We start from the raw sequence: 25,907 nt of genomic DNA on the forward strand, positions 1-25,907 counted from the left end.
GCGTGTGGAACCGGCCACGTCGTACCCCATATGGGGGATGACGCGGAGCCTGCGACCACCTCCACGTGACTACGGTGGCCCGCTCCCCCGACCGGGAGGGGCGTCGCCGAGCGCAGAGGTCCAGTCCCATCCACCCGATCCGCAACCGAGCAGCCGCAGCCGTCGGAACGGCGGCCCTGCTCCTCTCCACAGCCCCCTCCACCCTCCCGAGCGCCACCGCCGCGCCCGCCGCCGCGCCCGCCGCCACGCCCGCCGCCACGCCCGCCGCCAAGGCCGGCAGCCCGGCCGGCGTCGTCAACGGCGGAGCCGAGCGCGGCACGACCGGCTGGTCGCTCACCGGCGCCCCGAAGGCCCGCCTCACCACGTCGGGCACCAGCCGCAGCGGCGACCGCGCCCTGCAGGTGCGCTCGGCCCGGCCCGGCACCGTGCGCCTCGACGGCACCGCCACCTCCCGCGCGACGCGCACCCCCGCCGGCACCACCACGACCGCCCGGGCGTGGGTCCGGTCCGCCGTGCGTGGCCAGCGGGTCACCCTCGTGGCGCGCGAGCTCCGCGGCGGGAGCTGGGTCCACAGCGAGCGACGCACCGTGACGCCCGCCGCCGGCACGTGGACCCGGCTCCGCGTCCCCGTGACCACCACCCGCGCCCGCTCGACCGTGGAGCTGCGCCTGGTCGTCCGCTCGAGCGGCTCGCAGGTCCGCCTGCTCGTCGACGACGCCGACCTCCGGGCTCGCCGCACCGGCGCCGGTGCGGCGCCCGTCGACGCCGCCCGTGCCGGGACCCTGACCAACGGGTGCGCCTACTCCGCGCGGGGCGTCCCGTCCTGCGGCGCGTACTTCGGCGCGACGTACGGCAGCAACACCGACCCGACCGCGTTCGAGTCGCAGGTGGGACGCCGCCTCGGTGTGCGCCGCACCTTCTACAACGCCTCCGGCGTCGACTCGGCGGTCCGCCAGGCGAGGACCGACCTCGCCCACGGCCGCCTGCCGTGGATGAGCTTCAAGCTCCCCCTCTCCTGGGAGCAGATGGCCTCCGGCGCGGGTGACGCGTGGGCCACGGGCCTGGCCCGGAAGCTGGCCGCGCTGGACGGCCCGGTGTGGGTCGCCTTCCACCACGAGCCCGAGGGCGACGGCGACATCGCCGCCTGGCGCCGGATGCAGGAGCGGCTCGCCCCGCTCGTGCGCCGCACCGCCCCCAACGTCGCCTACACCGTCGTGCTGACCGGCTGGAACCAGCTGTACGGCGCCAGCACCTACAGCCTGGCGAACCTCTGGCCGCGCGGGGTGGAGATCGACGTCGCGGGCTTCGACATCTACAACGGCTTCGGCGCGGTCAAGGACGGCAAGAAGTCCACGAAGTGGACCGAGATCGACCGCGACTACTTCGCCAAGATCCAGCGGTGGGCCGCGGACGAGGGCGTCGCCTGGGGCCTCGCGGAGTGGGGCTACACCGACGAGGCGCACCAGCGCGACCCGGACTGGATCCAGACCACCTACGACCAGCTCGTCGCCCGTGGCGGCGTCGCGGCGGCGTACTTCAACACCGAGCTGAACAGCGCCGGGTCGTGGCGGATCGCGAGCGCCTCGAAGCGTCAGGACTTCGCCGACGCGATCGACGGCACGGCGGCGCTGCGCCTGCCCTGAGCCGGCTCATCGAGGACCTCCCAGCACGCGGCGGTACACCGCGACCGCCGCGAGCTGGGAGTTCACCTCGAGCTTGCGCAGCACGGCCTTGACCTGGCTGCGGACCGTCTGCTCGGTGACGCCGGTGCGCCGGGCGATCCCGGCCACCGTGACGCCCTGGTAGAGCAGCGCGAGGATCTCCTGCTCGCGGGTGGTGAGCCGGGCGACCAGCCCGGCGAGGTGGGCGTCGGTGCGCTGGCTCTCGGACCAGTCCTGCACCATGCGCCGCCGGCGGGCCGGGGAGAGCAGCTCCTCGCCCGCCAGCAGCATGGTCAGGGCGAGGCTGACGTCGTCGAGGCCGACGGAGTCGGGCAGGACGCCCGCCGCCCCGGCCTCCACCATGCCGCCCCACACCGGGTCGGTGGGGTCCTTCACGACGAGGAGCCACCGCAGCGGCACCGCCTCGACCACGGCCCGCGCCTCCGCGCGGTGCCGCGTCGAGGTGAGGTCGCCGAAGATGATCCCGACCCGTGCGCGGGCCGGGGCGACCCGTCGCCGGTGGTCCTCGGCGGAGCGGTGCGGCGGTGGCCACCCGAGGTCGACGGCCTCGAACCCGCGGCTGGCGAGGGCGACGCGCACGGTGTCCCCCACGAGCCGGTCCTCCGCCATCAGCACCAGCCGGGGCCGGGGTCCGCGACGCGCCTCGTCGGCCGTCGCCGGGTCGGGGACCCCCGGGCCGGTCGGCTCCGGGGCGCGGGCAGTGCCCGACGACCGCGCCTGCGACGGTCCGGTCGACGGCGCCGCCCCGGCTCCGTCCGGGGCCTCACCACCCGTGAGGCTGGTCGCGTCCCCCGCGCGTGTGGCCACCGCGCTCAGCCGCCCTGGTCGACGTAGACGTTGTCGACCGCGCCGTTGAACTGGTCGGGGTCGGACGCCGCGATGACGCCCCCGGGCAGCACCTTGGCGCCCACCGCCACCGGGACGGCGGGGTCGAAGACGACGGCCCCGATGCGGCCGACGGCGGAGACGCGGCTCGGCGGTGACCAGGTGCGGTCCGGCCGGGCTCGGGCGAGCGCCAGGACCAGGCGCCGCCCGTGGCGCGAGCAGGAGGCGCGGTACCAGCGCTCCCGCTCGACGGCGGACCGTGCGCTCACGGTCACGGCGCCCCGGTCGCCGGCGACCCGGCACGAGACGACGCCGTGGTCGACCTGCAGCTTCAGCTGGGAGCCGTCGGCGAAGAGGCCTCGCTGCAGCAGGTTGTCGCCGTCGTCGGTGCCGGTGCCGTCGGACTCGGCGTCCAGGGCGAAGTCCGCGCCGAACGCGAAGCGCACCAGTCCCGGGCTCAACCGGTCGCGGCCGCCCTGGGAGCGCACCACCACCGCGGCCGCGCCGTCCTCGCCGAGGCCCGGGAACCGCGCACCGGTGCCCGGCACCCCCTCGTCGAGGAGCACCCGACCGCCGTCCTCGGTGGTCACGTCGACGACGACCGGGTGCGTGCCGCGGTTCGACACCCCGGCGAGCACGGCGCCCGGCGTGCCGGCCCCGCCCTCGAAGTCCAGGCGGAGCTCGCGGGGCCGGTCGTCGACGGGGAAGTCCGCGCGGCCCGCGAGCCGGGTCTGCTGCGGCGTGCAGGCCACCGACGTCCCCGCCAGGAGGGCGACGGCGACCGTGGCCACGCGGCGGGCTCGGGCGCTCACGGCGCGAACCCCGCTCCGGGAGCGAGCCCGGGTCCGGGGGCCGGTTCCGGCGGCGGGCCCGGAGCCGGCTCGGGAGCCGGTCCGGGTGCCGGCGCGGTCGGGGCGGGCGCCGGGGCACCGCCGGGTCCGGAGTAGAGGAACAGGGCCCGGCCGGCCCAGCTGGTCCCGTCGAGCGCCGGGCCCGAGAGGCGGCGGGCCGACGACGCGACGGGCACGCCGTGCCGACTGCGCGGTCGCCACCCGAGCAGGCGCAGACCGCCGTCGGCGCCGGCGACGTACAGGTGGGTGCTCGTCGCAGCCATGCCGCGGACGTCCGCGGGGTGGAAGCCACGCACCCGCTGGGCGGCGGCGCGGCGCCGGGCGCCGACGACGCCGCTGGACGGCGAGAAGTAGCGGTAGTGCAGCGCGTCGGACCCGCTGCGCGTGAAGTAGATCCGCCCGTCCTGGAAGAACATCGCGGTCGCGTTCCGCACGTCGTCGCGCCACGAGGTGAGGACGCGGATCCGGTCCTGGGTGGCCACCGGCTCGGCGGCGCCGTACGTCGTCCCGTCGAAGGTCCGGCGGGTCAGCGAACCGTCCGGGTGGGCGAGGTAGAGCCACCCGTCGACCATGAAGGCCGCCCGGACCGACGACCAGTCGACACCGCCGTCCGGTGCGGTCGTGGGGCCCTCCACCGGACCGGAGGGGCCGACGAGCCGGCGTCTCTCCAGCCGGTCCGAGCCGCCGACGCCACCGACGTAGACGTCGTTGGGCACGACGGACCGCCGCACGGGGGGCGGCACCGCAGCGCCGCGCGGGAGGAGCGCGACCCGGGCGTGGTACTCCCCCGCGACGTGCACGGTGTCCGACACCAGCCAGAGGCCCTGCTCGGTGGCGAGGAAGTCGAAGACACCGGCCCCGCGGTCCCGGCCGGGGTCCCAGGCCAGGGGCAGGCCGTTGAGCGGGTCGAGGGCGGCGATGCCGTTGCGGGCCACCGCACCCGGTCCGGGCCGGTTGCCGGCGAAGGGGTTGTTCCACCACCGCTCGTGACCGCCGACGTAGACCGCCGGGCCGGTCACCTCGACCGCGTACGTCGTGTCGCCGCCGCTCTGGTCGTTCCACGAGGGCTGCACGCGCCGGCCGGTCGCCGCCGCCTCGAACCTGCTGACCGAGTCGCAGGCCGCCGACCCGCCGCCGTACGCGCCGGTCGTGGCCACCACGAAGTAGCGGCCGTCCGGGGAGAAGTCGACGTCGCGCATGTAGGAGTCGTTGTGGCGCGAGCACGGCTCCTCGTAGAACCGGGTCCGCAGGCGCCCCGGCCGTGCGACCGTCCCGCGCAGGTCCAGGGTCAGGAGCTGGTGCGCCCGGGCCCCGGCGAGGCGCGCGAAGTTGCCGACCGCGACGAGCCGCGAGCCGTCCGGAGACACGTCGAGCTTCAGCACCTGGGTCTGGCCGCGCCGGTGGTGGCCGCCCACGCGGAGCGTCATGTAGCCCGTCGGGCGGCCCGTCGAGGGCGAGAGGGTCGCGAGCGCCTTGCGGGCCCGCCCCCCGATGTGGGTGAAGGCGCCGGCCACCCAGAGGCGGCCGTCGCGCAGGCGCAGGTCCCGCACCTTGCCGGCCACCGGGGAGGGGTCGAAGGAGGGCACCACCGCGCCGTCGCTCGTGCGCAGCCGGGCGAGCCGCGCGTACCGGTCGCCGTCGATGGTGGTGAACGTGCCGCCGACGTACAGGCTCTCCCCGTCCGCAGCCGGCTCGACCACCCGGACGCCGCCGACCACCTGCGGCCGGAAGGTGGTCAGGACGCGTCCCGTGCTGGCGCTGAACGCCACCAGCCCGCGCCGCTGGAGGACCGGCGTCGCGAGCGGGGCGGGTCCGTCCTCGCGCACCCGGGTGAAGGTCCCGCCGAGGAACACCGTGTCGCCGACCTGCGCGATGGAGTACACCCGGCCGTTGAGGACGTGCGGCGTGCCCGCGGACGGCTGCTCGGAGGCCAGGTGGTCGCCGACGCCGGGCACCCCGACCACACCGCCCGCCGACCGGGCCGCGAGGGTGCCGGTCGACCCCGCGAGGGCGGCCGGGGCCGCCAGGCCGGTGCACACCAGCAGCACGGTGACGAGCACCGTCACCGGCACCGTCGCCGGCGGCGTGGCAGCTCGAAGGCTCATCAAGGTCCCGACCTCTCGGCAGCAGGCGACGACACGTCCGGTCGTCGAGGCTCGAAGGCTAGGAGCGCCGGGGACGCTCGGGAGCGCCGCTCGCGCGGACTTCCTCAACATTGGTGAGGGCAGCGGCGACGCCCGTGGGTTGGCTGGAGACCATGCATCCGGCTGTCCTCGTCCCGCCCCCGAACGCACCCCCGGTCGCGCCCCCGGTCGCACCGCCGGCGGGGCGCTCGACGGGGGCGGCGCGACCCGGGCGCTGGACCGGTCCGGGCTGGCCGATCACGGTCCTCCTCGCCGGCTACCCCCTGTGGTGGCTGCTCGGCATCGACGCCTTCCTCCCCCTCGCCCTGGCCGTGCCGATGGCCCGGCAGCTGCTGCGCGGACGCACGGTCGTCCTGCCCGCGGGGCTCGGGTGGTACCTGCTGTTCCTCTGCTGGATCCTGCTGGGTGCCGCACTGCTGTGGACCGACGCGCCGAGCGCCGTGCCCGGCGGTGGCGGGCCCTCCCGCCTCCTCGTCTTCGGGTTCCGGCTGGCGTGGTACGCCGCGTGCGCGGTCGTGCTCGTCTGGGTCGCCAGCAGCCGGCGCGAGCACCTCTCGGACGGCCACGTCCGGGGGCTCCTCGCCTGGCTGTTCCTCGTCTGCACGGCGGGCGGCATCGTCGGGCTGCTCTACCCCGACCTCGAGATCACCTCGCTGACCGAGGCGCTGCTGCCGGGCGCCCTGCGCGAGAACGCCTTCGTCGCGTCGCTGGTGCACGCGGAGGTCGCGGACGTGCAGTGGGTCCTCGGGCGACCCGAGCCCCGCCCCAAGGCGCCGTTCGCGTTCACCAACACGTGGGGCAGCGTCCTGTCCCTCGCCCTCGTCTTCCTCGTCGCACTGGACCGGCGCCGCCGGCCGTGGCTCAGGCTCGCGATCCCCGCGCTGCTCGTGGTGGCGGCCTGGCCGGTCGTCTACTCGCTGAACCGGGGGCTGTGGGTCAGCATCGCGATCGGGGCGGTCGCGCTGGTCGTGCTCCGCGCCGCACGCGGCGACCGGCGGGCCGCGGTCGGCCTCGCCCTCGCGGTCATCGTCGGCGTCGGCGCGCTGCTCGCCAGTCCGCTCGGCGCGATCTACGGCGACCGCTTCGAGAACCAGCACAGCAACGGGCGTCGCGGGCAGCTGGTGGCCACGACCGCCGCCTCGGTGACCACCGGGTCACCGGTCGCCGGGTTCGGGACCACCCGGGACGTGCAGGGCAGCTTCGCCTCCATCAGCGGGGCCGCCACCCCCGACTGCCCCGCCTGCGGCGTGCCCCCGCTCGGCACCCAGGGCCAGCTGTGGCTGGTCCTGTTCTCCCAGGGCTGGGTCGGGCTCGGCCTGTTCCTGACCTTCGTCGCGCTCGCGCTGGCACGGACCTGGCGCTGCCGCACCACCAACGAGACGGTCTGCACCTTCGCGCTGCTCTTCCTGCTCGTCCAGCTGCCGGTGTACGACACGCTCGGCATGTCGCTCTACATCGTCATGGTGGCGGTCGGTCTCGCCGCCCGGGAGCGGTCCGAGCGGGCGGGCGCGCTGCCGGCGCGCAGGCGGGTCGACGACCTCGGCCGGCGGCTGCGCCGGGCGGCGCCGGTGGTCGCGGTGGCCGTCCTGCTGGGCGCGCTCGCGGGCGCTGCGGTGGCCGCAGCCCCCGAGGAGCCGGAGCACCGGGCACGGATGCTCATCCTGCTCACCCCCGCCCCGGTCTACCTCTCGACCGGGCCGGACCGCGTCGCCGCCGGCGAGGACTACGACCCGCCGCGGAACATCACCGTGGACACCGAGGCGGCCCTGCTGATCTCCGAGCGCTCGCTGCGCCGGGCGTCCGCGGCCACGGGGGTGGCGGTCACCGACCTGCGCGAGGCGGTCGCGGTCGTCGCCCCGCCGAACTCCGAGGTGCTCGAGCTCTCGGTCGACCTGCCAGACCCCGACCAGGCGCAGACGGCGGCGGCGGAGGTCGCCTCGTCGTACCTCCGCGAGCGCGAGGCGTTCCTCCTGCAGCGCCGCGACGACCTCGTCCGGCGCCTGACCCGCGAGCTCGCCGCCCTCGACAGCGGCGTCGGTGGGTCGCAGACCCAGCGGCAGGGCATCGCGCGGGAGATCGACTACCTCGAAACGTCGCGACCCAAGGTCGGCGAGGTCATCCGCACCATGCCGGCCGTGCGGCTGCCTGACGGCAGCGAGGTGCCGGTCGCCTCCGGCGCGGGCCTCGGCCTGCTCGCCGGCGTGGTCCTGGTCCGACGCCCGCCCCGACGCCCGACCCGACGCCCGACCCAGCGCCCGACCGGGCGCGGACCCCTGCACCCGCAGCACGAGGAGGAGCGCCCGTGAGGACCGACCGGCCCGCCACGCCCACCACCACCACCACTGCCACCACTCCCGCTCCCAGGCAGGGGCGCCGCCGGCTGCCGAGCGTCGACGTGGTCGTCGCGGTCCGCGCGGACCCCGGGCAGGCGCGCACCGCCGTGGCCTCGGTGCTGGCCCAGGACTACGCGGGCCGGATCCGCTGCCTGGTGGTCCACGACCGGGACCACCGGCCGGGCGGCGGCCCGGGCGACCCGGGCGGCCTCGACGGGCTGGGCGGCCTCGAGGGCCTGGACGGCCGGGCACCCGGCCGGTCCGTCGAGGTGCTCGCCAACACCCGCTCCCCCGGGTCCGCGGGTGCGCGCAACACGGGGATCCTCGCCGGCGGCGGCGACCTCGTCGCGTTCTGCGACCAGGCCGACGTGTGGTTCGAGGACAAGGTGACCCGCCAGGTGGCCGTCCTGGAGCGCACCGGCGCGGCCGCCTCGGTCACCGGGGTGGTCGTCGACCACCGTGACCACCGCACCACGCGCATCCCCAGGCCCGACGAGCTCACCGTGCACCGCCTCGCCCGGCGGCCGACCGCCGCGGGCCACGTCCCGACCGTCATGGTGCGGCGCTCGCGCCTGCTCGACGACATCGGGCTGCTCGACGAGGAGCTGCCGGGTGGGTACGCCGAGGACTACGACTGGCTCCTGCGGGCCGCGACCGTCGACCGGTTCGCCGTGGTCGAGATGGGGCTCGTCCTCGCCCGCCCCCGGCCCCTCGGCCCGCAGTGGCCGGCCGCCGTCGCGGCGATCGACCGGCTGATCGCCAAGCACGCCGCGTTCGCCGAGGACCCCCGGGCGCTCGGACGGCTGCACGGGCAGCGCGCCGTCGCGCTCGCCGCCTCCGGCCAGCACGGGGCGCTCGTCGCCGCCGCGCGCGCCCTGCGGACCTGGCCCTGGGACCCGAGCGGGTACGTCGCCGGCGCCGTCGCCCTCCACCTGCTGTCCGTCGACGCGGTGGTCGAGCGGGCCGACCGCCGCGGCCGCGTGGGCTGACCGGCCGGTGGCCATCTCCGCACGCGCCTCGACCGCGCTCGCCGCCGTCCTCGCGGCCGGCGTCCTGTGGGCGCTGCTCGCGACCTCCCCCGGCGTGCCGCGCGCCGCCGCCCCCGACCCCGGCACGACGGTCGCCGGACCCGCCGCACAGGCCGGGCCCGGCGTCGACTGCCCCCTCACCACCCGGGGGCTGCCCACCTGCGGCGCGCTGGTCGGGGCGACGCACGGCGCGAACACCCCGCCGACGTCGCTGGAGGCCGCGGCGGGGCGCCCGCTGGGCATCCGCCGCACCTTCTACACCCCCGGGCAGGTCGCGCGCGCCGTCCGCACCGCGCGCGAGGACCTCCGCGGCGGCCGGCTGCCCTGGATCAGCTTCAAGCTGCCCACCGACTGGGCGGCGATGGCCGCCGGCGACGGCGACCCCTGGGCCCGTCGCGTGGCACGACGCCTCGCCCGTCTCCCCGGCCCGGTGTGGGTCGCCTTCCACCACGAGCCCGAGGGGGACGGCGACATCCAGGACTGGCGGCGGATGCAGGAGCGGCTGGCCCCGCTCGTGCGCGGCCTCGCGGACAACGTCGGGTTCACGGTCGTGCTGACCGGCTGGAACCAGATGTACGGCGAGGAGAAGTACTCCCTGGAGCGGGTGTGGCCGCGCGACGTCACGATCGACCTCGCCGGCTTCGACGTCTACAACGACGTCGGGGTCACGCGCGGGGGCCGGACCGAGCTGGAGTGGCCCGACCTGGGGGCGGAGTACTTCGCGCCGATCGCGGCCTGGGCGGCCGCCCACGACGTGGCCTGGGGCCTGGCGGAGACCGGCATCACCGACACCGCCGCGGAGGTCGAGCCCCGGTGGATCCAGGAGACCTACGCCGACCTGGTCCACTACGGCGGGGTGGCGTTCACCTACTTCGACTCCTACCTGAACTCGATCGGCTCGTGGCCGCTGGAGACCCGCACGAAGCAGGAGGCCTTCCGGGAGACCCTGCTCAGCAGCCCGCGCGCCTGGTGGGTGCGCTGACAGGGCTGACCCACCACCCGGGCCCACCCGGGCCCACCAGGCCCGGTCACCGGTCGAGGAGGTCCTCGAGCGCCGTCAGCGTGCAGAGCCCCCGGTCGCGGATGGCGGCCCCCTGGGCCGAGGAGGCCAGCGTCAGGTACCGCTCGGTGACCGCGACGAGGTACGCCGCGGCGAGCACGCCCCGGGGCCCGGGCCGGTCCTCGCGCGCGGTCGCCGGGGCGGTGACCGCCTGCAGGACGGTCGCCGGGGTCGTGCCGCGCCGCGTGGTCGCGACGTTCACCGCGAAGTGCAGCCGGTCCAGGCCGTGGGGGACGCCGGTCTCGAACCGCTCCCAGTCCCACAGCTGCACCCGGCCGCGCGCCCGCGCCATGTTCCACGGCGTCCAGTCGCCGTGCCAGGCGCCGACCGACCACACGTGGTCGCCCGACGCCTCCTCCACGCGGTCCATCGCGTCGTGCAGCCGCCGGCACCACGCGGGGTCGGCGAGGTCCGCGGCCGCGCGACGCTGCCGGGCCCACCAGGGCAGCGACCGGAGGGTCCCCGGCGCCTCGGCGAACGCCGAGGCGAGCTCGGCCATCGCCTCGGCCGGCGGGGCCGGAGGCAGCGGGGACAGTCGCGGCCGACCCGTCGGGAGCGGCTCGAGGACCAGCACCACCCGGCCGTGCCACACCGACTCGTGCAGCACGCGCGGGACGCGCAGGAGCTCCAGCGGGACGGCTCCCACCCGACGCAGGTGGGCGCCCTCCGCCGCCACGTCGACCCGGGACACCTCGGAGTCGCCGATCTTCACGAAGGCCACCGTGTGCCCGGACGTGTCGAAGACCTGCAGCACCGGCTTCCGGTTGACCCGCTCCGAGCCCACGCCGACCGAGAAGACGACCGGGTGCCCCAGCAGCTCCTCGAGGTGCCGGGCGAAGGAGTCCTCCGAGGCGCCGGTCACCTCGACCCGCGTGCCGAGCACGGCGCCCCGGGTCGTGCCGACGACGGCGGCGCCGACGACGCGACGTACCGCCTGCGGCAGGGAGGTGTCGGTGCTGAAGCGGCACAGGGAGCGGGCGGCGGCCAGGCGGGAGCCCACGGGGACGACGAGGCGTGGCGTCCGGGCGCTCGGCACGAGCGCCCAGGCCCCGGCGGACCCCTCGGCGAGCGTCGCCCGGGGCCACAACGACCGGAACGCCGAGACCAGCGCCCCGTCCGGCGGAGGGACCGGTGGGGCCGGCCACGCCGCCGGGCTCGTCACCGGTCCCTCACGCAGGCGAAGAGGTGACGGCCGTAGTTCCGCTCGTAGGGCACGACGGCGTCGGTGTCGGGACCGAGGTCGATGATCCGGTCGAACGTCGTGTGCTCGGCGAGGAAGGAGCGCACGTGCTCGGCGTCCCACTCCGGGAGCGACTCGCGGAACCACTGCTCGTGCGCCTGCCCGGTGTCCAGGAAGAGCACGCGGCCGGTCGCGCGGTCGAGCAGCCGCACCAGCTCCTCGGGCGAGGACGTGCCGCGGCCCAGGACGAAGTGGTGCAGGAGGCTGAAGCACGACACGACGTCCCACGGGCGCTCGGCGGCGCGCAGGAAGTCCACGGCGTCGCCGGTGTGGATGTGCCCGGGGTCGGTGCCGTGCAGCGCCGCCGAGAGGCCCGGCGCCGCCGGGTCCCGCTCGATGCCCTCGGCCTCGAAGCCCCGCTTGCCGACCTCGCTGACGAACCAGCCGTAGCAGGCGGCCACGTCGAGGTACGTCGGGTGGTCGCTGCCCGCCGCGGCCTCCTCGAGCAGCGGGGACATCGCCTCGAGCCGGTCGGTGCAGCGACGCACGACCCGCCAGGACCGGCGGAGCTCGGGGGCGTCGACGGGCTGGTAGAGCTCGTGCTCGCCGCCGATCCACGACATCGAGTCCAGGACGTCCTGCAGCGGGGTGCTGACCGCGAGCCGGCGCACGCGCGCCTCGACCGCGACCGCTCCGTGCTCGACGTCCAGGGCGAGCCGGTGGTGGCCGTCCACGACCTGGTAGCAGTCGGAGTCCCGCACCGGTGCGAGCAGGACCGGCGAGCCGGCGGCGCTCTGGTTCGGACGGGTCGGCTCGCGCTCGGCCGTCCCGAGGTCGGTCGCGTCCGCCGCCCGGGCGAGGAACTCCCGGGCGATCTCGAGCACGCCGGCGTCGTCGGTGGCCCCGAAGTACTGCCCCGACACCCGGATGCAGGCGCGGGCGAGGGCGGCGTACTCGCTCGCGAGCACCTCCTCGTCGGTGAGCGGACGCTCCCGGCCGGCCCGGAGCAGGGCCGCGTGCGGCCCGTCGGCGATCGTCCGCGACCCCCAGAGCAGGTCGCCGGTGGCCTCCGCGACGGCGGAGGCGGGCAGACCGTTCTGGCCGCCCAGGAGCACCTTGGCGAGCGGGACCCGGCTGGTGCCCTGGTGCCAGACGGCCACCGAGAGCGCCTTCTTGAGCGGCGGCGGCATCGGCGCGCGGCCCACCGCGGCGGTCCCCGCCGCGGTGCCGTCGTGGATGCGTCGTCCGATCCGGTGCCGCAGCCCGCGGACCCGGGAGCGGTGCAGGGCGGTGGTGAGCGTGCTCATCGGGTCACCGCCGCGGTCCGCCAGGACGGCTCTTCGCCGAGCAGGTCGGCGAGCGCGGCGTCGGAGTCCGCGAACCTCTGCAGCAGCTCGGCGTGCTCGTCGGGGGGCAGTGGATCGGCCGGACGGGCGTTCCACCGCTCGACCGCGGCGGGCACCCACACCGAGAGGCCGAGCCGGCGCTGGAGCGCGACGAACTGCGGGACCGGGTCGGCGAAGAACCGGTCGGCGTCGACCACGTGCACGCGGTCCCGGCCGAGGGCGTCCACGAGGCGCTGGACCTGCTCGGCGTACCGCCCGCGGCCGACGTAGGCGTGGTGGCGGTGCTCCTGGCTGCGGTACCCCGGCTCGTCGACGAGCCGTTGCTCCTCGCCGGCCAGCCGCTGCTTCTCCGCCGCGACCGCGGCGTCGAACGGGAGCGACTCGAACCCGCGGGCGACCTCGTGCCGGTGGGCGGAGCGGGCCCGCTCGACGGGGTCGCGGACGAGCACCACGACGTGGGCGCGGGGCAGGTCGCGGGCGATGCGCTCGGCGGCGAGCGGGTGGAAGAGGTAGTACCCGCTGCACTCGAAGGCGCGCAGGTCACGCCCCGGCCGGGCCAGCGCCGCCAGTGCGCGGACCGGGAAGTGGGAGCGGTACCAGCGCGGACCGCGGTGGTACTCGTCGTCGAAGTAGCTGGTGCCCTTGGTCGCGGTGGGCCGCACCAGGTCGGGGTGCTCGGACAGCAGCCGGAACATCGTCGTCGTGCCGGCCCGCTGGGCCCCCACGACCAGGAGGTCGGGCTCCATCCGCACCGGTGCGGTCAGCCACCCCCACGCCCCCAGCGCGGCCCGCAGCCGGCTCGTGGTGCGCGGGGACAGGTGGTCGCCCAGCTGCCGGGTCAGGTCTCGAGCAAGCACGGCTCGTCACTCTCCTTCGGTCGCGCCGCTCCCCCGCCGGGCACCCGGATGGGTGCCGCGCCGGGGATCCGGTCGTCTGGATGGGTGCCGCCCCCGGTCGGGAGCGGCGGGGTTCCTGGGTGCGGCTGCGCCGGGTCGCCGGCGGTCGCGGTGGGGGTGGTGGCTGCCTCGCGGCCGGCCCGGCGGCGTACGGCGGCCGCCGCCTCGCCCAGGCCGAGCGGGCGACGCAGGGCGACCAGCAGCACCGCGTAGGCGCCGGAGCCGGCCACGGCCACGAGGAGCACGGGTCCGGGCGAGGGGTCGCCCCGCAGGGCGAGCAGCAGGCCCGGCACGCCGAAGCAGGCCAGGGCGGCGCCGCCGGCGAGCGCGGGTGCGGCCCACATCGAGCGGGTCAGCCCCACGGCACGGCGGACCTGCCAGACACCGAGCGAGCAGCGGACCGCCAGCGCCAGCGCCCAGGCCAGGGCCGCACCGGCGATGCCGACCCGGGGCACGAGGACCAGGCACGCCGCGACGTCGACCGCGAGGGCGACCAGCCCGTTGACCATGCTGAGGCCGCTGCGGCCGGCCATGAGGAGCAGCGTGTCCACCGGCCCGGAGGCCACCGCCAGCAGCATCGTGGAGGCCATCACCGCCACCGTGATCACGGCGCCGCGGGTGACGTACTCCTCGCCGAAGATCGCGAGGTACACGGGCGCCGCTGCGCCCACGACGAGGTAGACCGGCCACACCAGCAGCACCGCCCAGGCCGTGGTCACCGAGAACGTGCGGCCCAGCGAGTCGTCGTCGCGGCGGAGCAGGAGCAGGGTGAAGCGCGACTGCAGCACGTGGTGGATGGCCTGGTTGGCCATCTGCCCGACGGCGACGAAGCGGGTCGCGGCGGTGTAGAGCGCACCGTGCAGCGGCGAGAGGAGCGCGGTGACCAGCACGATGTCGGCGCGCTGCACCGCCACCTGGGCGAGGCCGGCGACGCCGCGGGGCCACGTGAACGACCAGAACTCCCGGGCCAGCGACCGCTCGGGGACCGTCGCCGCGCCCTTCGGTCGGGCGCGCAGGCACCGCCGCAGCGCCGCCGCGGCGAGGACCAGCGAGCCGGCGTAGACCGCCGACCAGCCCAGGGCGAGCGCCGCGGGCCCGGCTCCGGCCGACAGCACGACGGCCGCCACCGCCACCTGGGCGCCGGCACGCAGCACCCGGTCGACCACCGCGGTCTGGCCCATCTGGCCGAAGGCGCGGGTCGCGGCGAGCATGACGTCGGCGAGGACGCAGCAGGGCAGGGCCGGCGCGGCCAGCCGGACCACCGTCGCGCCCTCGTCGCCGAGGCCGGCTCCCGACGCGATCGGCCCGGCGAGGAGCACGACGAGCACGGTGACGGCGCAGGCGACGAGCCCGGCCGGGACGGCCGCCACCACCACGGCCCGGCGCACGTCCTGCCCCCGCCCCTGCGCCTCGAGGCGCAGGAGGAACCGCGCCAGCCCCGTGTCGACGCCCAGCCCGGAGACCGTGGCGACCATGACGAAGAGGGCGACCACCGCGAAGAAGAGCCCGGCCTCGCCGGCGGGGAGCCCGCGCGTCACCAGCACGGTCAGCGCCAGCCCGCAGACGGCGGCGAACGCCGAGCCGAGCAGGCCGACCAGGCCCCCTCGGGCGACCTGCCGCAGGTGCTCGGAGGCCCCCTGCGTCACCGCACGCTCCCGGGCCCCCGCGAGCTCGCGGCACCCGGACCCGTCGCCGCGGCCGGGACGGGAGCGCTGCGACCGGTCACGACCCGGGACGCGCCCAGGCGGACCCGCCGCCACGAGCGGGCGAGCACCCCCGACCGCGCCGGCGAGGCACCGAGGGCGGTCGCGGTGGTCCCCGGCGCAGCAGCCTCGGGAGCCGCGGCACGAGCGGGGGCCGGGGTCACGAGCACCAGGAGGACCGAGGCTGCTCCCACGCGGCGCAGCTGCTCGACGTCGGACTCGAGGTCGACCGCGCCGCTCGGCTCGTCGGGACCGAGGCGCTGCTCGTGGACCTCCAGGAGGACCGTGTCCGCGAACGCCGCGAGCGCCTGGGTCCGGGGATCGGCCGCTCCACCGGTGCAGACCAGCAGCACGTCGGCGTCGGCACGCAGTTCCGCGAGCAGCCGGGCCGCCTCCGGGCTGGCCGCCAGGTCGTCGAGGTGCTGGGGCGTCGTGCCCGCCCCGAGCATCCGCAGGTGGCTCCCCTCCCCCAGCGCCACCTCGTCGACCGAGGCGTCACCGCGCAGGACGTCGGCGAGCCCGCGGCCGGGAGGGCCCAGCGGGCGCCGTACGTCGACCAGCACGGTGCGCAGGTGCGCGGCGGCCAGCGACCGGGCCAGGCCCACCGCGCTGGCGGACCCGGCCGCGTCGGTCGGGTGGCTCAGCAGGACCGTCAGCGGGCGTGCTCGCTCGGCGGCGAGGAGCGCGGCACGCAGCGGCACGGCCGCCTCGGCCGAGGCCGCGGCCGGGACCGCACCGAGCAGCGGGGCGGGCAGGCGCGCCCCGATGCCCGGCACCGCACCGGCGTGGCCCCCGGCGCTGCCGGAGCTGCCGGGCCCGCGGGCGCTGCCGGCTGGGTCGACCTCCCCGGCCGGGCCGCCCCGGCCCAGACCGGCGGTCAGGAGCCAGGCCAGCACGCCGCCGACCGCAGCGCCCAGCAGGCCCGCGGTCACGGTCCCGCCCGGCAGGCCGGTGCTGCCGACCACCGCCGGCGTGACCACCTGCCCGGGGTCGGGCGTGGAGCCGCGCGTCGCGCCGAGCTGCGCCCGCAGCTCGTCGATCTGGGCGGAGATGTTGACGACCTGCTCGGTGAGCACGGCCGAGCGCGACGTCCGCGGCGGTGCCGCGGCCAGCTGGTCCGACAGCGTCTCCTGCTCGGCGAGCCGGTCGCGGATCTGCTCCTCGAGCTCGGCTGCGCGGTCGAAGCGCGTGGACTCGGTGCGGCTCTGCCGGAAGTCCAGGTAGGTCTCCGCGAAGGCCTGCGCCCGGAGCGCAGCGTCCTCAGGCGTCGCGGCCCGGGCGGAGACCTCGAGCAGCTGGGTGTTGGGCGGGACCGAGACCGAGAGGCCGGCCAGCAGCGCGCCGGCGTCCTCGCCGAGCGCGGCCCCCACCAGCTCGGCCATCACGTCGGAGCGCACCAGCTGGGCCTCGGTCTCGAGGTTCACCAGCTCGTCGCCGCGCCCGTCCGGGCTGAAGGGGTTGCCCTCCAGCGGGTTGACCAGCACCACGGAGGACGCCTCGTGCACCTCGGCCTGCCGGAGCCCCCACCACGTCCCCGCGAGGCCGCCGGCCACGACGCCGAGCACGATGGCGAGCGCGGCAGCCGCCCGCGCACGGCGACGCCGGCGGCGGTGGACGTCTTCGGTGGTGGCCACCTGGTGGGTCCGGTCGAGCACGACAGGCTCCTCTCGCTGGGAGCCGCCATCGTCGGGTCGCACCTCCGGCCCGGGCAGCGCTGCCGGACCTTCTTCCCCCGTATTGGGGACGCCGCTGCCCCGCGCCGCCGACCGACGACCACTGCTCCCTCAAATCAGTGATGCGGAGGGGTGATCGCCTGCGGCATCGTCGTCGGAGCCGGCCCACCAGCCAGGACCGCCCGCGCCGCGACCGCCCCACCCCCACCCCCGAGGGCGGCTCGCCTGCCCAGCGCCCGGGCCGTCACAACGGCTGGCTGGTGGGCCCGGCCGGGGCTCTTGCTCGAGCTCCGGCCGGGCTCCGGCCGCGGGCCGGGCCGGAAGTTCTCCGGTTCTCGTCAACCAGGGAGTGTGAAGTTCCCCACTTTGCGGTATACCCGACAAGATCATCTGACGCACGGACTGGACATGACGACGGTTGCTCGTCATGAGCAGGCCGATCACGTGGTGGGGAAGCAGTCAGGTCCTTCTCGCGGGGGCAGCGTCGGTAGCTGTGAGCTCGGGCTTCCAGCGTCCACTCGGTGCACACCGGCGGAGGCGGGAGATGAGGACCGGAACGACGTCGTCCAGGATGCGCAGCGGACCAGGGGCCGCTGGGCAGGTGCTGACCGTCCTCGTGCTGGTCGTCGCGCCGCTCCCGGTCGTCTACCTGCTCGTGCCCGCCAGCCGGAGCGTCCGGTACGCCGCGCTCGCCCACGAGCTGTGCGTCTACCCGTCGGTCCTCGCGGCGGGCCTGCTGTTCTACATCAGCTGGCGGATGAGCCAGGACAGCACCACCGGGTGGCTCGCGGCCGGGGTCACCTTCGTCGGCGCGCAGGGACTCGGGGCGTCGGCGGTGCACCTCGCCCAGCCCGGCGCCGCCGCCCAGCACGCGGGGTGGCTGGCCATGGTCGACCTCGGCGTCCAGCTCGTCGTGGTGGTCGTGACCGTGCTCGCCGCCCGGCACGTGCTGCGCCTCGACCCCTTCGTCCTCGGCCTGCTCTGCGGCCTCCTCACGACGTTCGTCCGCGGCGGGGTGCTCGAGCTGCCCTCGATGGACCTCACCGAGGCGTCCCTGCGGCGGGCGGCGGTCGTGCTCGTCCTCCTGCAGCTCGTGGGGGCCGTCCTGATCGGCCGGCTCCCCCGCTCCCCGCTCTGGGTGCGCGCCCGCGTCGCGGCCGCCGTCGTGCTGCTGGCGGGCGCCCACCTCCTGAGCGCCCCGACGCGCATCGGCGGCGCGGTCGGCGACGGCGCGTCGGTGCTGCTGACCGTCTCGGGCTGCGTCGTGCTCGTCACCGCCGGCCTCGCGCTGCTGCAGCACCAGCTGCAGCGCCAGCGCGGAGCGATCCGGGGCCTGCACGAGCGGGTCGAGCACCTCGAGGCCGACGTCCGCACCGACCGGGCCCGGCTGCACGAGGTCGGCGCCACGATCGCCGGCATCGCCCACGCCTCCCGGCTGCTGCACTCCGGCGAGCTCCCGGCGCAGGCCCGCCGCCGCGACCTCGAGCGCATGGTCGACGCCGAGATGGCGCGCCTGCAGCGGCTCGTGGACCGGCGCCGCACCGGCCCGCTGGAGGACGTCGCCCTGGGCACGGCGCTCGAGCCGCTGGTGACCGCCCACCGGGCCCGGGGCCGCCAGGTGCACTGGCAGCCGAGCGGCCTCCAGGTCCGGTGCCGCCCCGACGACCTCGTGGAGGTCGTCAACATCCTGCTCGAGAACGCCGCGCAGCACGCCGGCACGGACGTCACCATCGACGCCCGCTCGACCGGCGACGACGTGGAGATCCAGGTCTGCGACCGTGGCCCCGGCGTCCCGGCCGGCCTGGTGGAGGAGGTGTTCGCCTGGGGCCACCGGGGCCGGCGCTCGTCGGGCCAGGGCATCGGGCTGAACATCGCCCTCCGGCTGATGAACGAGCAGGACGGCGACCTCCGGCTGGAGACCCGCACGGGCGGCGGGGCGACGTTCGTCCTCACCCTGCCCGCTGCGCCGGCGTCGAGCGAGGGCGGCAGCGCGGAGCGGGCCTCGTGAGCAGCGGCACCCGGAACGCCACCCGGGTGGCGCTGGTCGAGGACCACACGCTCTTCGCCGACTCCCTCGACATGGTGCTCACCGTCGAGGGGTACGACGTGCGGCGGGTGCCGATCCCCGACGACGGCGGCTCGATGGCCTCGATCCTGTCCACGGTCCTCGGCACCCGGCCGCGCGTGGTCCTGCTCGACCTGGACCTCGGCCGGCTGGGCGACGCCGCCCGCCTCATCGGCCCGCTGGCGAGGGCCGGCGTGAACGTCGTCGTGGTGACGGCCAGCCCGGACCGCGGGCGGTGGGGTGAGTGCCTGCGCCTGGGTGCGCGGAAGGTGATCAGCAAGTCGCGCCCGCTGACCGAGATCCTGGCGACCGTGCGCCGCCTGGTCCAGGGCCTCCCGGTCACCGACGTCGCCGAGCGCGAGGAGCTGCTGCGCCTCTGGCACGACCAGCGCAGCGAGAAGCAGCAGGCCCGCGAGCGCCTCGACCGGCTCACCCAGCGCGAGCGCGAGGTCCTCGCGCTGCTCGTGCAGGGGAAGGCCGTGCGGGAGATCGCGTCCGAGAAGTTCGTCTCCGAGGCGACCGTGCGCACCCAGGTGAAGTCCATCCTCGCCAAGCTCGAGGTGTCCTCGCAGCTGGCCGCGGTCGGTCTCGCCCACCACGTCGGCTGGGTGCCGCCGAGCGGGTGACCGGCGCTCACCCGTGCCGGGTGGGGCCCGCCCAGGAGTGCTCGAGCCTCCGGACGGCCGCCACGGCGGCCGTGGTCGTGGTGACCCCCAGGGTGCGCAGCAGCGTCTCGAACACCGCCGGCCGGTCGGCCGGGTCGGGTCCGGCGGCCAGCGCCACGAGCGCGGCGACGTCCGCGTCCGACCGCGACTCGAGCAGGGCGCGCAGGGTGTGCCGCTCGTGCCAGTCGAGCCGGGCCAGCCGCTCGAGCAGGACGGCGGAGGACGGCGACTCCACGGCCCACCGCCGGAAGGCGCCGACGGTGGCGAGGTGCCGCGAGCCGGCGCCGACCATGACCCCGCGCACGGCCTCGACGAGCCGGTCGACGTCCGCGGTGGTGTCCTCGACCTCGCAGGCCCCGGCGTGCAGCAGGGCTCCCCACCGGGGCCCCGGCGGTCCGGTGGTGACGACGAGCCACCTCGACGTCGACCGCCCGACGAAGGCCACCGCGCCGGCCAGGGCCAGCGCGTCGTCGGCCGCGACGAGCAGGGCGCCGACCCGGCCGGGGTCGTGCGGCACGGGGTCGGCGAGCCCGGCCCGCCAGGGCTCGACGGTGGCCGGGACGCCCCGGCCCTCGAGCGCCATGGCGACGACCTCGCCGAACACCCTCTGGTCGGCGACCACCGGGACAGGTCGGTGCACCCGGGTCGTGTCCACCCTTGTCCCTCCGCGTCGAGGTGTGCGCAAGGCAGCACGACACCATCCCCAGGACGAGCAGTCGCTCCTCCCCCCGTCGGCGACCCTGGCAGACGTGCCCCGTGCGCGGCAAGCACCGGTCCGGCGGCTCGGGCCGGCGAGCGGCTCGTGCGGGCCGGCTCCTAGGCCTCCGGGGTCGGAGCGTGCCGCTGCCAGGGCGCGGCCGCCTCGACCTGGGTCGCCAGCGCGAGCAGCAGCCCCTCCCGGCCGAGGTCGGCGGAGACCTGCACGCCGACGGGCAGTCCGGCGGCGTCGGTCCCCAGCGGCAGCGACATGGCCGGCTGGCCGGTCAGGTTGTAGACGCTGGTGAACGCGGCGTACCTGCCGGCGTGCTCCCAGATCGTCTCCGGCCGCGCGGTGTCGAGCACGCCGAGGGCCGGGACGGGCTCGGCGAGCGTCGGGCTGAGCAGCACGTCGAAGCCGCCGTCGGCGCGGCTCAGCTGGCGGCCGAGCCGCCAGCCCACCCGCTGCGCGGTCTCCAGCGCCCGGACCACGTCCGCGCCGGTCGTGGTCGACCGGTGGTGCTCGAGGAGGAGCCGGGTGAACGGCTCGAGGTCGTCCTCACGCAGCCCGCGGCCGAGCTCGGCCAGCCGGGCGTCCACCGCGGCGACCAGGCCGGCGCCCATCAGCGCCGCTCCCCCGCCCTGGGAGTCGGCCAGGGCGTGGTCCAGGACGGTCTCGACGACCTCGTGGCCCAGGTCGCTGAGCAGGTCGGCGGCCGAGCGGAGCACGGCGAGCACCTCGGGGTGGGCGGGCTCCCCGTCGCCGGGCGCCACCGCCAACCCGACCCGCAGCCGGCCGGGGGCGCGCGCCGCCAGCTCCACCCAGGAGGCCGCGGGGGTCGGCGCCCCGAACGCGTCGCCGGGCAGGGACCCGTGGGTCAGGTCGAGCAGCAGCGCGCTGTCGCGGACGGTGGTGGTCAGCGCGTGGTGCACGCTGACCGGCCCCGCCAGCAGGGAGGGGTACGGCGCCGGGCTGACGCGGCCGCGACCGGGCTTGAGCCCGAAGAGGCCGTTCATGGCGGCCGGGATCCGGATCGACCCGCCCCCGTCGCTGGCGGTGGCGACCGGCACCATCCCGGTGGCGACCGCGACCGCCGAGCCGCCGCTCGAGCCGCCGGTGGACCGGCCCGTGTCACGCGGGTTGCGGCAGGTCCCGAGGAGCGCTCCCTCGGTGCTGGCGTTGAGGCCGAGCTCGGGGACGTTGGTGGTCCCCAGCACGACCGCGCCGGCCGCGCGGTACCGCCGGACCAGCTCGCTGTCGGCGGCCGGCACGTGGTCGGCCCACAGCCGGCTGCCGCGCGTGGAGGGCAGGCCGGCGACGTCGGCGTACAGGTCCTTGACCAGCACGGGCACGCCTCGCAGCGGCCCGTCGGGCAGGCCCGCGTCGACCTCGGCGAGCGCCTCCTCGAAGCGGGAGTGGGCGACGGCGTTCAGCGTGCCGTCCAGCTCCTCGATCCGGGCGATCGCGCGCTCGACGACCTCCCGGGGGTCCGCCTCGCCCGCGCGGACGGCCCGTGCGATCCCGGTCGCGTCGTCGAGCGCGGCCACCTCAGGCGCGCTCGCGCAGTGCGGTGGTGATCTGGTCGGCCTGGTTCTGGCCCTCGACCAGCTGGCGCAGCAGCCAGAGCCGCAGCACGCGGGCCACCGCGGTCGCGACGTACAGCGCGGCGCCGACGACGACGAGGGTGAGGCAGGAGATGGCCAGGATCTGGCTGGAGGTGATGTCGCGCAGGTCGGACTGCGCCAGGGAGGCGTTGTAGGACACGAACGCGCCCACCACGCCGCCGAGCATCAGCAGGATGCCGATGATCCGCAGGGGACGGTCCGACTTCGAGCCGTCGGCCTTGAGCTTGTGGTCCGCGACCTGCTGGTGGAACTCGGCGCGGCGTTCTTCGGTGAGCATGGGTCAGCCTCCCAGGTAGGTGGTGGAGAGTTCGGCCTCGATGTCGGCCGGGGTCCCGACCTCCACCACGCGGCCGCCGAGCATGAGTGCAGCGGTGTCGGCGATCGGCAGCACGACGCGGGCGAACTGCTCGGCCACGAGGATCGAGATCCCCTCCGCCGCCAGGCCGCCGACGATGTCGTACATCTCCGACACGATCATCGGCGCCAGCCCCATCGACAGCTCGTCGAGCAGGAGCAGGGCCGGGTCGGTCCCGAGGGCGCGGGCCAGCGAGAGCATCTGCTGCTCGCCGCCCGACATGGAGCCCGCGAGCTGGTTGCGGCGGTCGCCGAGCTTGGGGAAGCGGCGGTACGCCACCTCCTCGATCTCGGCCATCCGCGTCCCGGTGCCGGTGGCGACCCAGAGGTTCTCGCGGACGGTGAGGTTGGCGAAGATGCCGCGCCCCTCCGGGATCGAGCAGACGCCGAGCCGGCTCGCCTCGGTGGCAGTGATGCCGGTGACGTTCCGCCCCGAGAGCCGCAGCTCACCGGAGGTGAGGGGCATCAGCCCGCTGACGACCTTCATCGTGGTCGTCTTGCCGCCGCCGTTCGGTCCCAGCAGCGCGACGACGGAGCCGGCCGGGACCGTGAGGTCGACGCCCTTGAGCACCTCGATCGCGCCGTACGCCGCGCGCACGCCGACCAGCTCGACGGCCGGGGACTCCGGAACGACGGTCGCGACGACCGTCGGCTCGGGCTGGTCCGTGCTGGTGCTCACGCCACGGCCTCCGTCCCGATGTAGGCCTCGATGACGGCCGGCGACGCCTGGACCTCCGCGGGGGTGCCGGACGCGATCAGCACGCCGTGGTCGAGCACGTGGATGCGGGAGCACAGGCCCATGACCAGCGGCAGGTCGTGCTCGACGAGGCAGACCGCCAGCCCGTCGTCGGCCAGGCCGCGCAGCATCTGTGCGAACCGCTCGGTCTCGTGCTCGGTCTGGCCCGAGGCCGGCTCGTCGAGCAGCAGCAGGCGCGGACCGGTCATCAGCGCGCGGGCCACCTCCACCACGCGGGCACGGCCCGTGGGGATGTCGGAGACGTCGAGGTGGGCGACGTCGGTGAGGCCGGTCAGCTCCAGGACCCGGTCGGTCTCCGCCTCGACGTCGAGCTTGCGGCGGGTGTTGGCCTTGACGATGTCCCCGGCGACGCGGATGTTGTCGCGGACGCTGAGGGAGAGGAACAGCTCGAGGCGCTGGAAGGTGCGCGCCATCCCCATCCGGGCCCGGCGCCCGGGCGGCGTGCGGGTGATGTCCTCCCCGTCGAGGGTGACCCGGCCGGCGTCGGGCCGCTGCATGCCGGTGATGCAGTTGTAGAGGGTGGTCTTCCCGGCGCCGTTGGGGCCGATCAGCCCGGTCACGGTGCCGGCGTGGATGTCGATGCCGACGTCGTTGACGGCCGTGTTGCCGCCGAAGCGCACCACGATCCCGTCGGTGCGCAGCAGCGGCGCGAGGGTGGTCTCAGGCAGGGACATGGCGGGTGTCCTCCTCGGGCGTGGCGGCGGGACGGGTGGGCCCGGTCGGCGCGGGCACCGCGACCGTGACGGGGAGCGCGCGGTGCCGCGCGGGGAGGCCGAGCTCGCGGTCCAGGTGCTCGGCCAGCACCGGCGGGTACGGCTCGTCGATGCCGACCAGCTCCGGCGGCGCGGACCGCCGGGCGGCCAGCGCCTCGGGCGTCAGCATCCGGTGCGGGCGCAGCGCGGTGGCGAGCGCCGGCAGCGCCATCCAGAGCACCAGCACGACGATCGTGAACGTCCAGGTCCCGATCACCTCGGCGTAGGCCAGGGCGTAGAGGACGGCGGTGACCGCGACCGCGGCGTACCGCGCCTCCGGGGCCCGGGCGAGCCGGCGCTGCCCGTGGAAGATCTGGTGGAAGTTGCCGCTGGGGTTGTCCCCCACGCCGATGCCGATGAGCGCGGTGGCCACCAGGAAGAGGTGCGAGAGGATGCCGAAGGTCTCGGCGTGCACCGGGTGGTCGATCGAGAGCTCGTTGAAGGTGCCGACGATGAGCGCGAAGCCGCCGCCGGCGAGCAGGCCGCCGAAGAGCGCCCCGCTGACGTAGCCGATGCCGCCCACGACCGTCAGCATGACCAGCGACAGGCTGAGCGTGTAGACGAAGTGCTCGGAGGTGACCGAGGTCAGCGCCATCGACATGAAGATGCCGCCGAGGCCCGCGATGCCCGTGGAGATCATGAAGACGGAGAGCTTGAGCCGGACCAGTCGCTGGCCGAGCATCGCGGCGGCCGCCGGGCTGTCCTTCATCGCGGCGAGCCGTCGGCCGTAGCCGCTGTTGCGCAGCGCGACGACACCGACGCCGAGCACGGCGAAGACGGCCGCGACCGTGTAGAGGAAGGTGTCCTGGTCGCCCAGGTCCAGCGGGCCGACGGCGAGCGGGGAGACGATCAGGTTGCCGTTGGGGAACAGCGCCATCTCGTGCCCGAACCAGGACCGGGTCTGGGTCTCGCGCAGCACCATCGAGGAGACGATGCCGCCGAAGGCGAGGGTGGCCAGCGCGAGGTAGAGCCCGCGCAGCCGCAGCGCCGGCAGCGCGACCACCGCGCCGGTGAGCGCGGCGGCCAGCACGCCGAGCCCCAGCCCCACGACGCTCATCCGGGCGTCGAGGCCCTCGCCGTCGATGCCGCTGTGGAAGGCGACGATGGTGGCGATCGCACCGAAGGCGATCGGGGCGAGGTTGAGCTCGCCGGCGTACCCGGTGAGGAGGGTGAGCGAGAGCGCCACGATGGCGAAGGAGAGGCCGAGCAGCAGCGTGCCGACGCTGGAGTCGTCGATGAGCTGGCGGTAGGCCACGGTGAGCAGGACCATCACGCCCGCCCAGACGGCCGCACGCCGCACGGTCGGCACCTCGTAGCGCTCGCGGGTGCGCACCGCGGCACCGCGGAGGCGGTCCTGGGGCAGCACCAGCAGGACGATGAACAAGATGATCATCGGCAGCGCGTCGCGCAGGTTGGTGATCCAGGTCCACTCCGACGGCGCGTAGGCGACCAGGTAGGTGCTGGCCAGGCCGAGCACGACCGCGCCGACGAAGGTGCGGGGGATGCTGCGCAGCCGGCCGAAGAGCGCGGCGGCGAAGGCGTCGATGACGAGCAGCGTGAGCGCGTTGGCCTCGAGGGCGCCACCGGCGACCGGGGTGATCAGGATGCCGGCGAGCACCGCGAGGGTCGAGCCGAGCGCCCAGGCGAGACCTGCGATCCGCTCGGGGTCGTGGCCGTTGAGCCGCAGCAGGTCGGGGTCGTCGACGGTGGCGCGCATCAGCACGCCCATGCGGGAGCGGGTGAAGAGCAGGCGCAGCCCGACGGCGATGGCCGCGGCGGCGACCAGGCAGATGATCTCGTGGTACCGGATGACCACGCCGCCCACGGTGACGTAGCTGTCGGCGCCGAAGAACATCTTCGACATCCGCGCCTCCTGCGGGTCCCAGACCCAGTGGGACAGGGAGACGAAGCCGAGCAGGATCGCGACCGTGACGACGATCTTGGTGACCTCCGCGGTGTCGCGCAGGCCACCCATGATGAAGCGGTGGAGCAGGAAGCCCATGAGCGGTCCGACGACCAGGAGCAGCACCAGCACGCTGAGCAGCGTCGGGACCCCCCACACCACCTGGAGCTGGTAGTAGAGGAACGCGCCGATCATGGCCTGCGCACCGTGGGCGAAGTTGAAGATGCCCGAGGTGTTGTAGGTGAGCACCAGCCCGGAGGCGGCGATGGCGTACACCGAGCCGAGCACCAGGCCCAGGACGGTGAAGGTCAGGAAGAGGGTCATGCGGGGCTCACCTCGGAGGTCGCCTCGGACAGGTCGCTGGTCGT

At 75.9% G+C, this 25,907-nt stretch carries 20 protein-coding genes; 6 read left to right on the forward strand and 14 right to left on the reverse strand.

Annotation, left to right across the window (positions count from 1 at the left end; all coding sequences use genetic code 11):
- Nucleotides 1–74 precede the first annotated feature (74 nt).
- Nucleotides 75–1,643 (forward strand): cellulase family glycosylhydrolase, encoded by a 1,569-nt coding sequence (locus tag OSR43_RS13140; RefSeq protein ID WP_302267023.1) that lies wholly within the window; start codon nt 75–77, stop codon nt 1,641–1,643.
- Between the two features lie 6 nt (nt 1,644–1,649).
- Here the strand turns inward: OSR43_RS13140 and OSR43_RS13145 are convergent, their stop codons facing one another.
- The 3 genes from OSR43_RS13145 to OSR43_RS13155 form a co-directional block, all read right to left on the reverse strand.
- On the reverse strand, nt 1,650–2,273 hold the full coding sequence (locus OSR43_RS13145) for a LuxR C-terminal-related transcriptional regulator (RefSeq protein ID WP_302267024.1): 624 nt from the start codon (nt 2,271–2,273) through the stop codon (nt 1,650–1,652).
- Between the two features lie 221 nt (nt 2,274–2,494).
- Complete coding sequence (locus tag OSR43_RS13150) at nt 2,495–3,319, reverse strand: hypothetical protein (RefSeq protein ID WP_302267025.1); 825 nt, start codon at nt 3,317–3,319, stop codon at nt 2,495–2,497.
- Entirely contained in the window at nt 3,316–5,463 is a 2,148-nt protein-coding gene (locus OSR43_RS13155) for a hypothetical protein (RefSeq protein WP_302267026.1), read from the reverse strand. The genes OSR43_RS13150 and OSR43_RS13155 overlap by 4 nt, the downstream gene beginning before the upstream one ends.
- 152 nt (nt 5,464–5,615) lie before the next feature.
- On the opposite strand from OSR43_RS13155, the gene OSR43_RS13160 reads away from it, so the two are divergent.
- The 3 genes from OSR43_RS13160 to OSR43_RS13170 are packed head-to-tail and all read left to right on the forward strand — an operon-like array spanning nt 5,616 to nt 9,845.
- On the forward strand, nt 5,616–7,808 hold the full coding sequence (locus OSR43_RS13160) for an O-antigen ligase (protein WP_302267027.1): 2,193 nt from the start codon (nt 5,616–5,618) through the stop codon (nt 7,806–7,808).
- On the forward strand, nt 7,805–8,824 hold the full coding sequence (locus OSR43_RS13165) for a glycosyltransferase family A protein (protein WP_302267028.1): 1,020 nt from the start codon (nt 7,805–7,807) through the stop codon (nt 8,822–8,824). Before OSR43_RS13160 ends, OSR43_RS13165 begins: the two co-directional genes overlap by 4 nt.
- Before the next feature lie 7 nt (nt 8,825–8,831).
- Nucleotides 8,832–9,845, forward strand: a complete 1,014-nt coding sequence (locus OSR43_RS13170; RefSeq protein ID WP_302267029.1) for a hypothetical protein — start codon at nt 8,832–8,834, stop codon at nt 9,843–9,845.
- A gap of 46 nt (nt 9,846–9,891) precedes the next feature.
- On the opposite strand, the gene OSR43_RS13175 is transcribed toward OSR43_RS13170, so the two are convergent.
- Genes OSR43_RS13175 through OSR43_RS13195 form a run of 5 tightly spaced genes read right to left on the reverse strand, consistent with a single transcriptional unit; the run spans nt 9,892 to nt 16,703 of the window.
- The gene (locus OSR43_RS13175; RefSeq protein WP_302267030.1) at nt 9,892–11,085 is read right to left on the reverse strand and encodes a hypothetical protein; all 1,194 of its coding nucleotides are present in this window, start codon (nt 11,083–11,085) and stop codon (nt 9,892–9,894) included.
- Complete coding sequence (locus OSR43_RS13180) at nt 11,082–12,410, reverse strand: methyltransferase domain-containing protein (protein ID WP_302267031.1); 1,329 nt, start codon at nt 12,408–12,410, stop codon at nt 11,082–11,084. Before OSR43_RS13180 ends, OSR43_RS13175 begins: the two co-directional genes overlap by 4 nt.
- A complete protein-coding gene (locus tag OSR43_RS13185) occupies nt 12,407–13,306 on the reverse strand; it encodes a sulfotransferase (RefSeq protein ID WP_302267032.1) in 900 nt (299 codons plus the stop codon). The genes OSR43_RS13180 and OSR43_RS13185 overlap by 4 nt, the downstream gene beginning before the upstream one ends.
- Nucleotides 13,288–14,991 carry a lipopolysaccharide biosynthesis protein gene (locus tag OSR43_RS13190; protein WP_302267033.1) on the reverse strand — a complete coding sequence of 568 codons (1,704 nt, stop codon included), beginning with the start codon at nt 14,989–14,991 and terminating at the stop codon, nt 13,288–13,290. The genes OSR43_RS13185 and OSR43_RS13190 overlap by 19 nt, the downstream gene beginning before the upstream one ends.
- Nucleotides 14,988–16,703: a hypothetical protein gene (locus tag OSR43_RS13195; RefSeq protein ID WP_302267034.1), complete on the reverse strand. Its 1,716-nt coding sequence runs from the start codon at nt 16,701–16,703 to the stop codon at nt 14,988–14,990. The genes OSR43_RS13190 and OSR43_RS13195 overlap by 4 nt, the downstream gene beginning before the upstream one ends.
- 619 nt (nt 16,704–17,322) lie before the next feature.
- Here OSR43_RS13195 and OSR43_RS13200 point away from each other — a divergent pair.
- Nucleotides 17,323–18,729, forward strand: coding sequence for a sensor histidine kinase KdpD (locus tag OSR43_RS13200; protein WP_302267035.1), 1,407 nt, complete (start codon nt 17,323–17,325; stop codon nt 18,727–18,729).
- Nucleotides 18,726–19,412: a response regulator transcription factor gene (locus OSR43_RS13205; RefSeq protein ID WP_302267036.1), complete on the forward strand. Its 687-nt coding sequence runs from the start codon at nt 18,726–18,728 to the stop codon at nt 19,410–19,412. Before OSR43_RS13200 ends, OSR43_RS13205 begins: the two co-directional genes overlap by 4 nt.
- A 7-nt stretch (nt 19,413–19,419) precedes the next feature.
- Here the strand turns inward: OSR43_RS13205 and OSR43_RS13210 are convergent, their stop codons facing one another.
- The 6 genes from OSR43_RS13210 to OSR43_RS13235 form a co-directional block, all read right to left on the reverse strand.
- Nucleotides 19,420–20,106 (reverse strand): hypothetical protein, encoded by a 687-nt coding sequence (locus OSR43_RS13210; RefSeq protein WP_302267037.1) that lies wholly within the window; start codon nt 20,104–20,106, stop codon nt 19,420–19,422.
- Nucleotides 20,107–20,267: 161 nt separating this feature from the next.
- On the reverse strand, nt 20,268–21,695 hold the full coding sequence (locus OSR43_RS13215; protein WP_302267038.1) for an amidase: 1,428 nt from the start codon (nt 21,693–21,695) through the stop codon (nt 20,268–20,270).
- 1 nt (nt 21,696) lies between these two features.
- On the reverse strand, nt 21,697–22,050 hold the full coding sequence (locus tag OSR43_RS13220) for a hypothetical protein (protein ID WP_302267039.1): 354 nt from the start codon (nt 22,048–22,050) through the stop codon (nt 21,697–21,699).
- Nucleotides 22,051–22,053: 3 nt separating this feature from the next.
- Nucleotides 22,054–22,806: an ABC transporter ATP-binding protein gene (locus OSR43_RS13225; RefSeq protein WP_302267040.1), complete on the reverse strand. Its 753-nt coding sequence runs from the start codon at nt 22,804–22,806 to the stop codon at nt 22,054–22,056.
- Nucleotides 22,803–23,558 carry an ABC transporter ATP-binding protein gene (locus OSR43_RS13230; protein WP_302267041.1) on the reverse strand — a complete coding sequence of 252 codons (756 nt, stop codon included), beginning with the start codon at nt 23,556–23,558 and terminating at the stop codon, nt 22,803–22,805. Before OSR43_RS13230 ends, OSR43_RS13225 begins: the two co-directional genes overlap by 4 nt.
- Nucleotides 23,545–25,863: an ABC transporter permease gene (locus tag OSR43_RS13235; RefSeq protein WP_302267042.1), complete on the reverse strand. Its 2,319-nt coding sequence runs from the start codon at nt 25,861–25,863 to the stop codon at nt 23,545–23,547. The genes OSR43_RS13230 and OSR43_RS13235 overlap by 14 nt, the downstream gene beginning before the upstream one ends.
- Nucleotides 25,864–25,907: the final 44 nt, after the last annotated feature.

The organism is Nocardioides sp. Arc9.136 (assembly GCF_030506255.1).
GTDB lineage: Bacteria > Actinomycetota > Actinomycetes > Propionibacteriales > Nocardioidaceae > Nocardioides.

Excerpts from the sequence above, each read along its gene's own strand:
- OSR43_RS13235 (WP_302267042.1), bottom strand. The coding sequence starts at position 25,863 with ATGACCCTCTTCCTGACCTTCACCGTCCTGGGCCTGGTGCTCGGCTCG.
- OSR43_RS13160 (WP_302267027.1), top strand. The coding sequence starts at position 5,616 with ATGCATCCGGCTGTCCTCGTCCCGCCCCCGAACGCACCCCCGGTCGCG.
- OSR43_RS13230 (WP_302267041.1), bottom strand. The coding sequence starts at position 23,558 with ATGTCCCTGCCTGAGACCACCCTCGCGCCGCTGCTGCGCACCGACGGG.
- OSR43_RS13220 (WP_302267039.1), bottom strand. The coding sequence starts at position 22,050 with ATGCTCACCGAAGAACGCCGCGCCGAGTTCCACCAGCAGGTCGCGGAC.
- OSR43_RS13155 (WP_302267026.1), bottom strand. The coding sequence starts at position 5,463 with ATGAGCCTTCGAGCTGCCACGCCGCCGGCGACGGTGCCGGTGACGGTG.
- OSR43_RS13180 (WP_302267031.1), bottom strand. The coding sequence starts at position 12,410 with ATGAGCACGCTCACCACCGCCCTGCACCGCTCCCGGGTCCGCGGGCTG.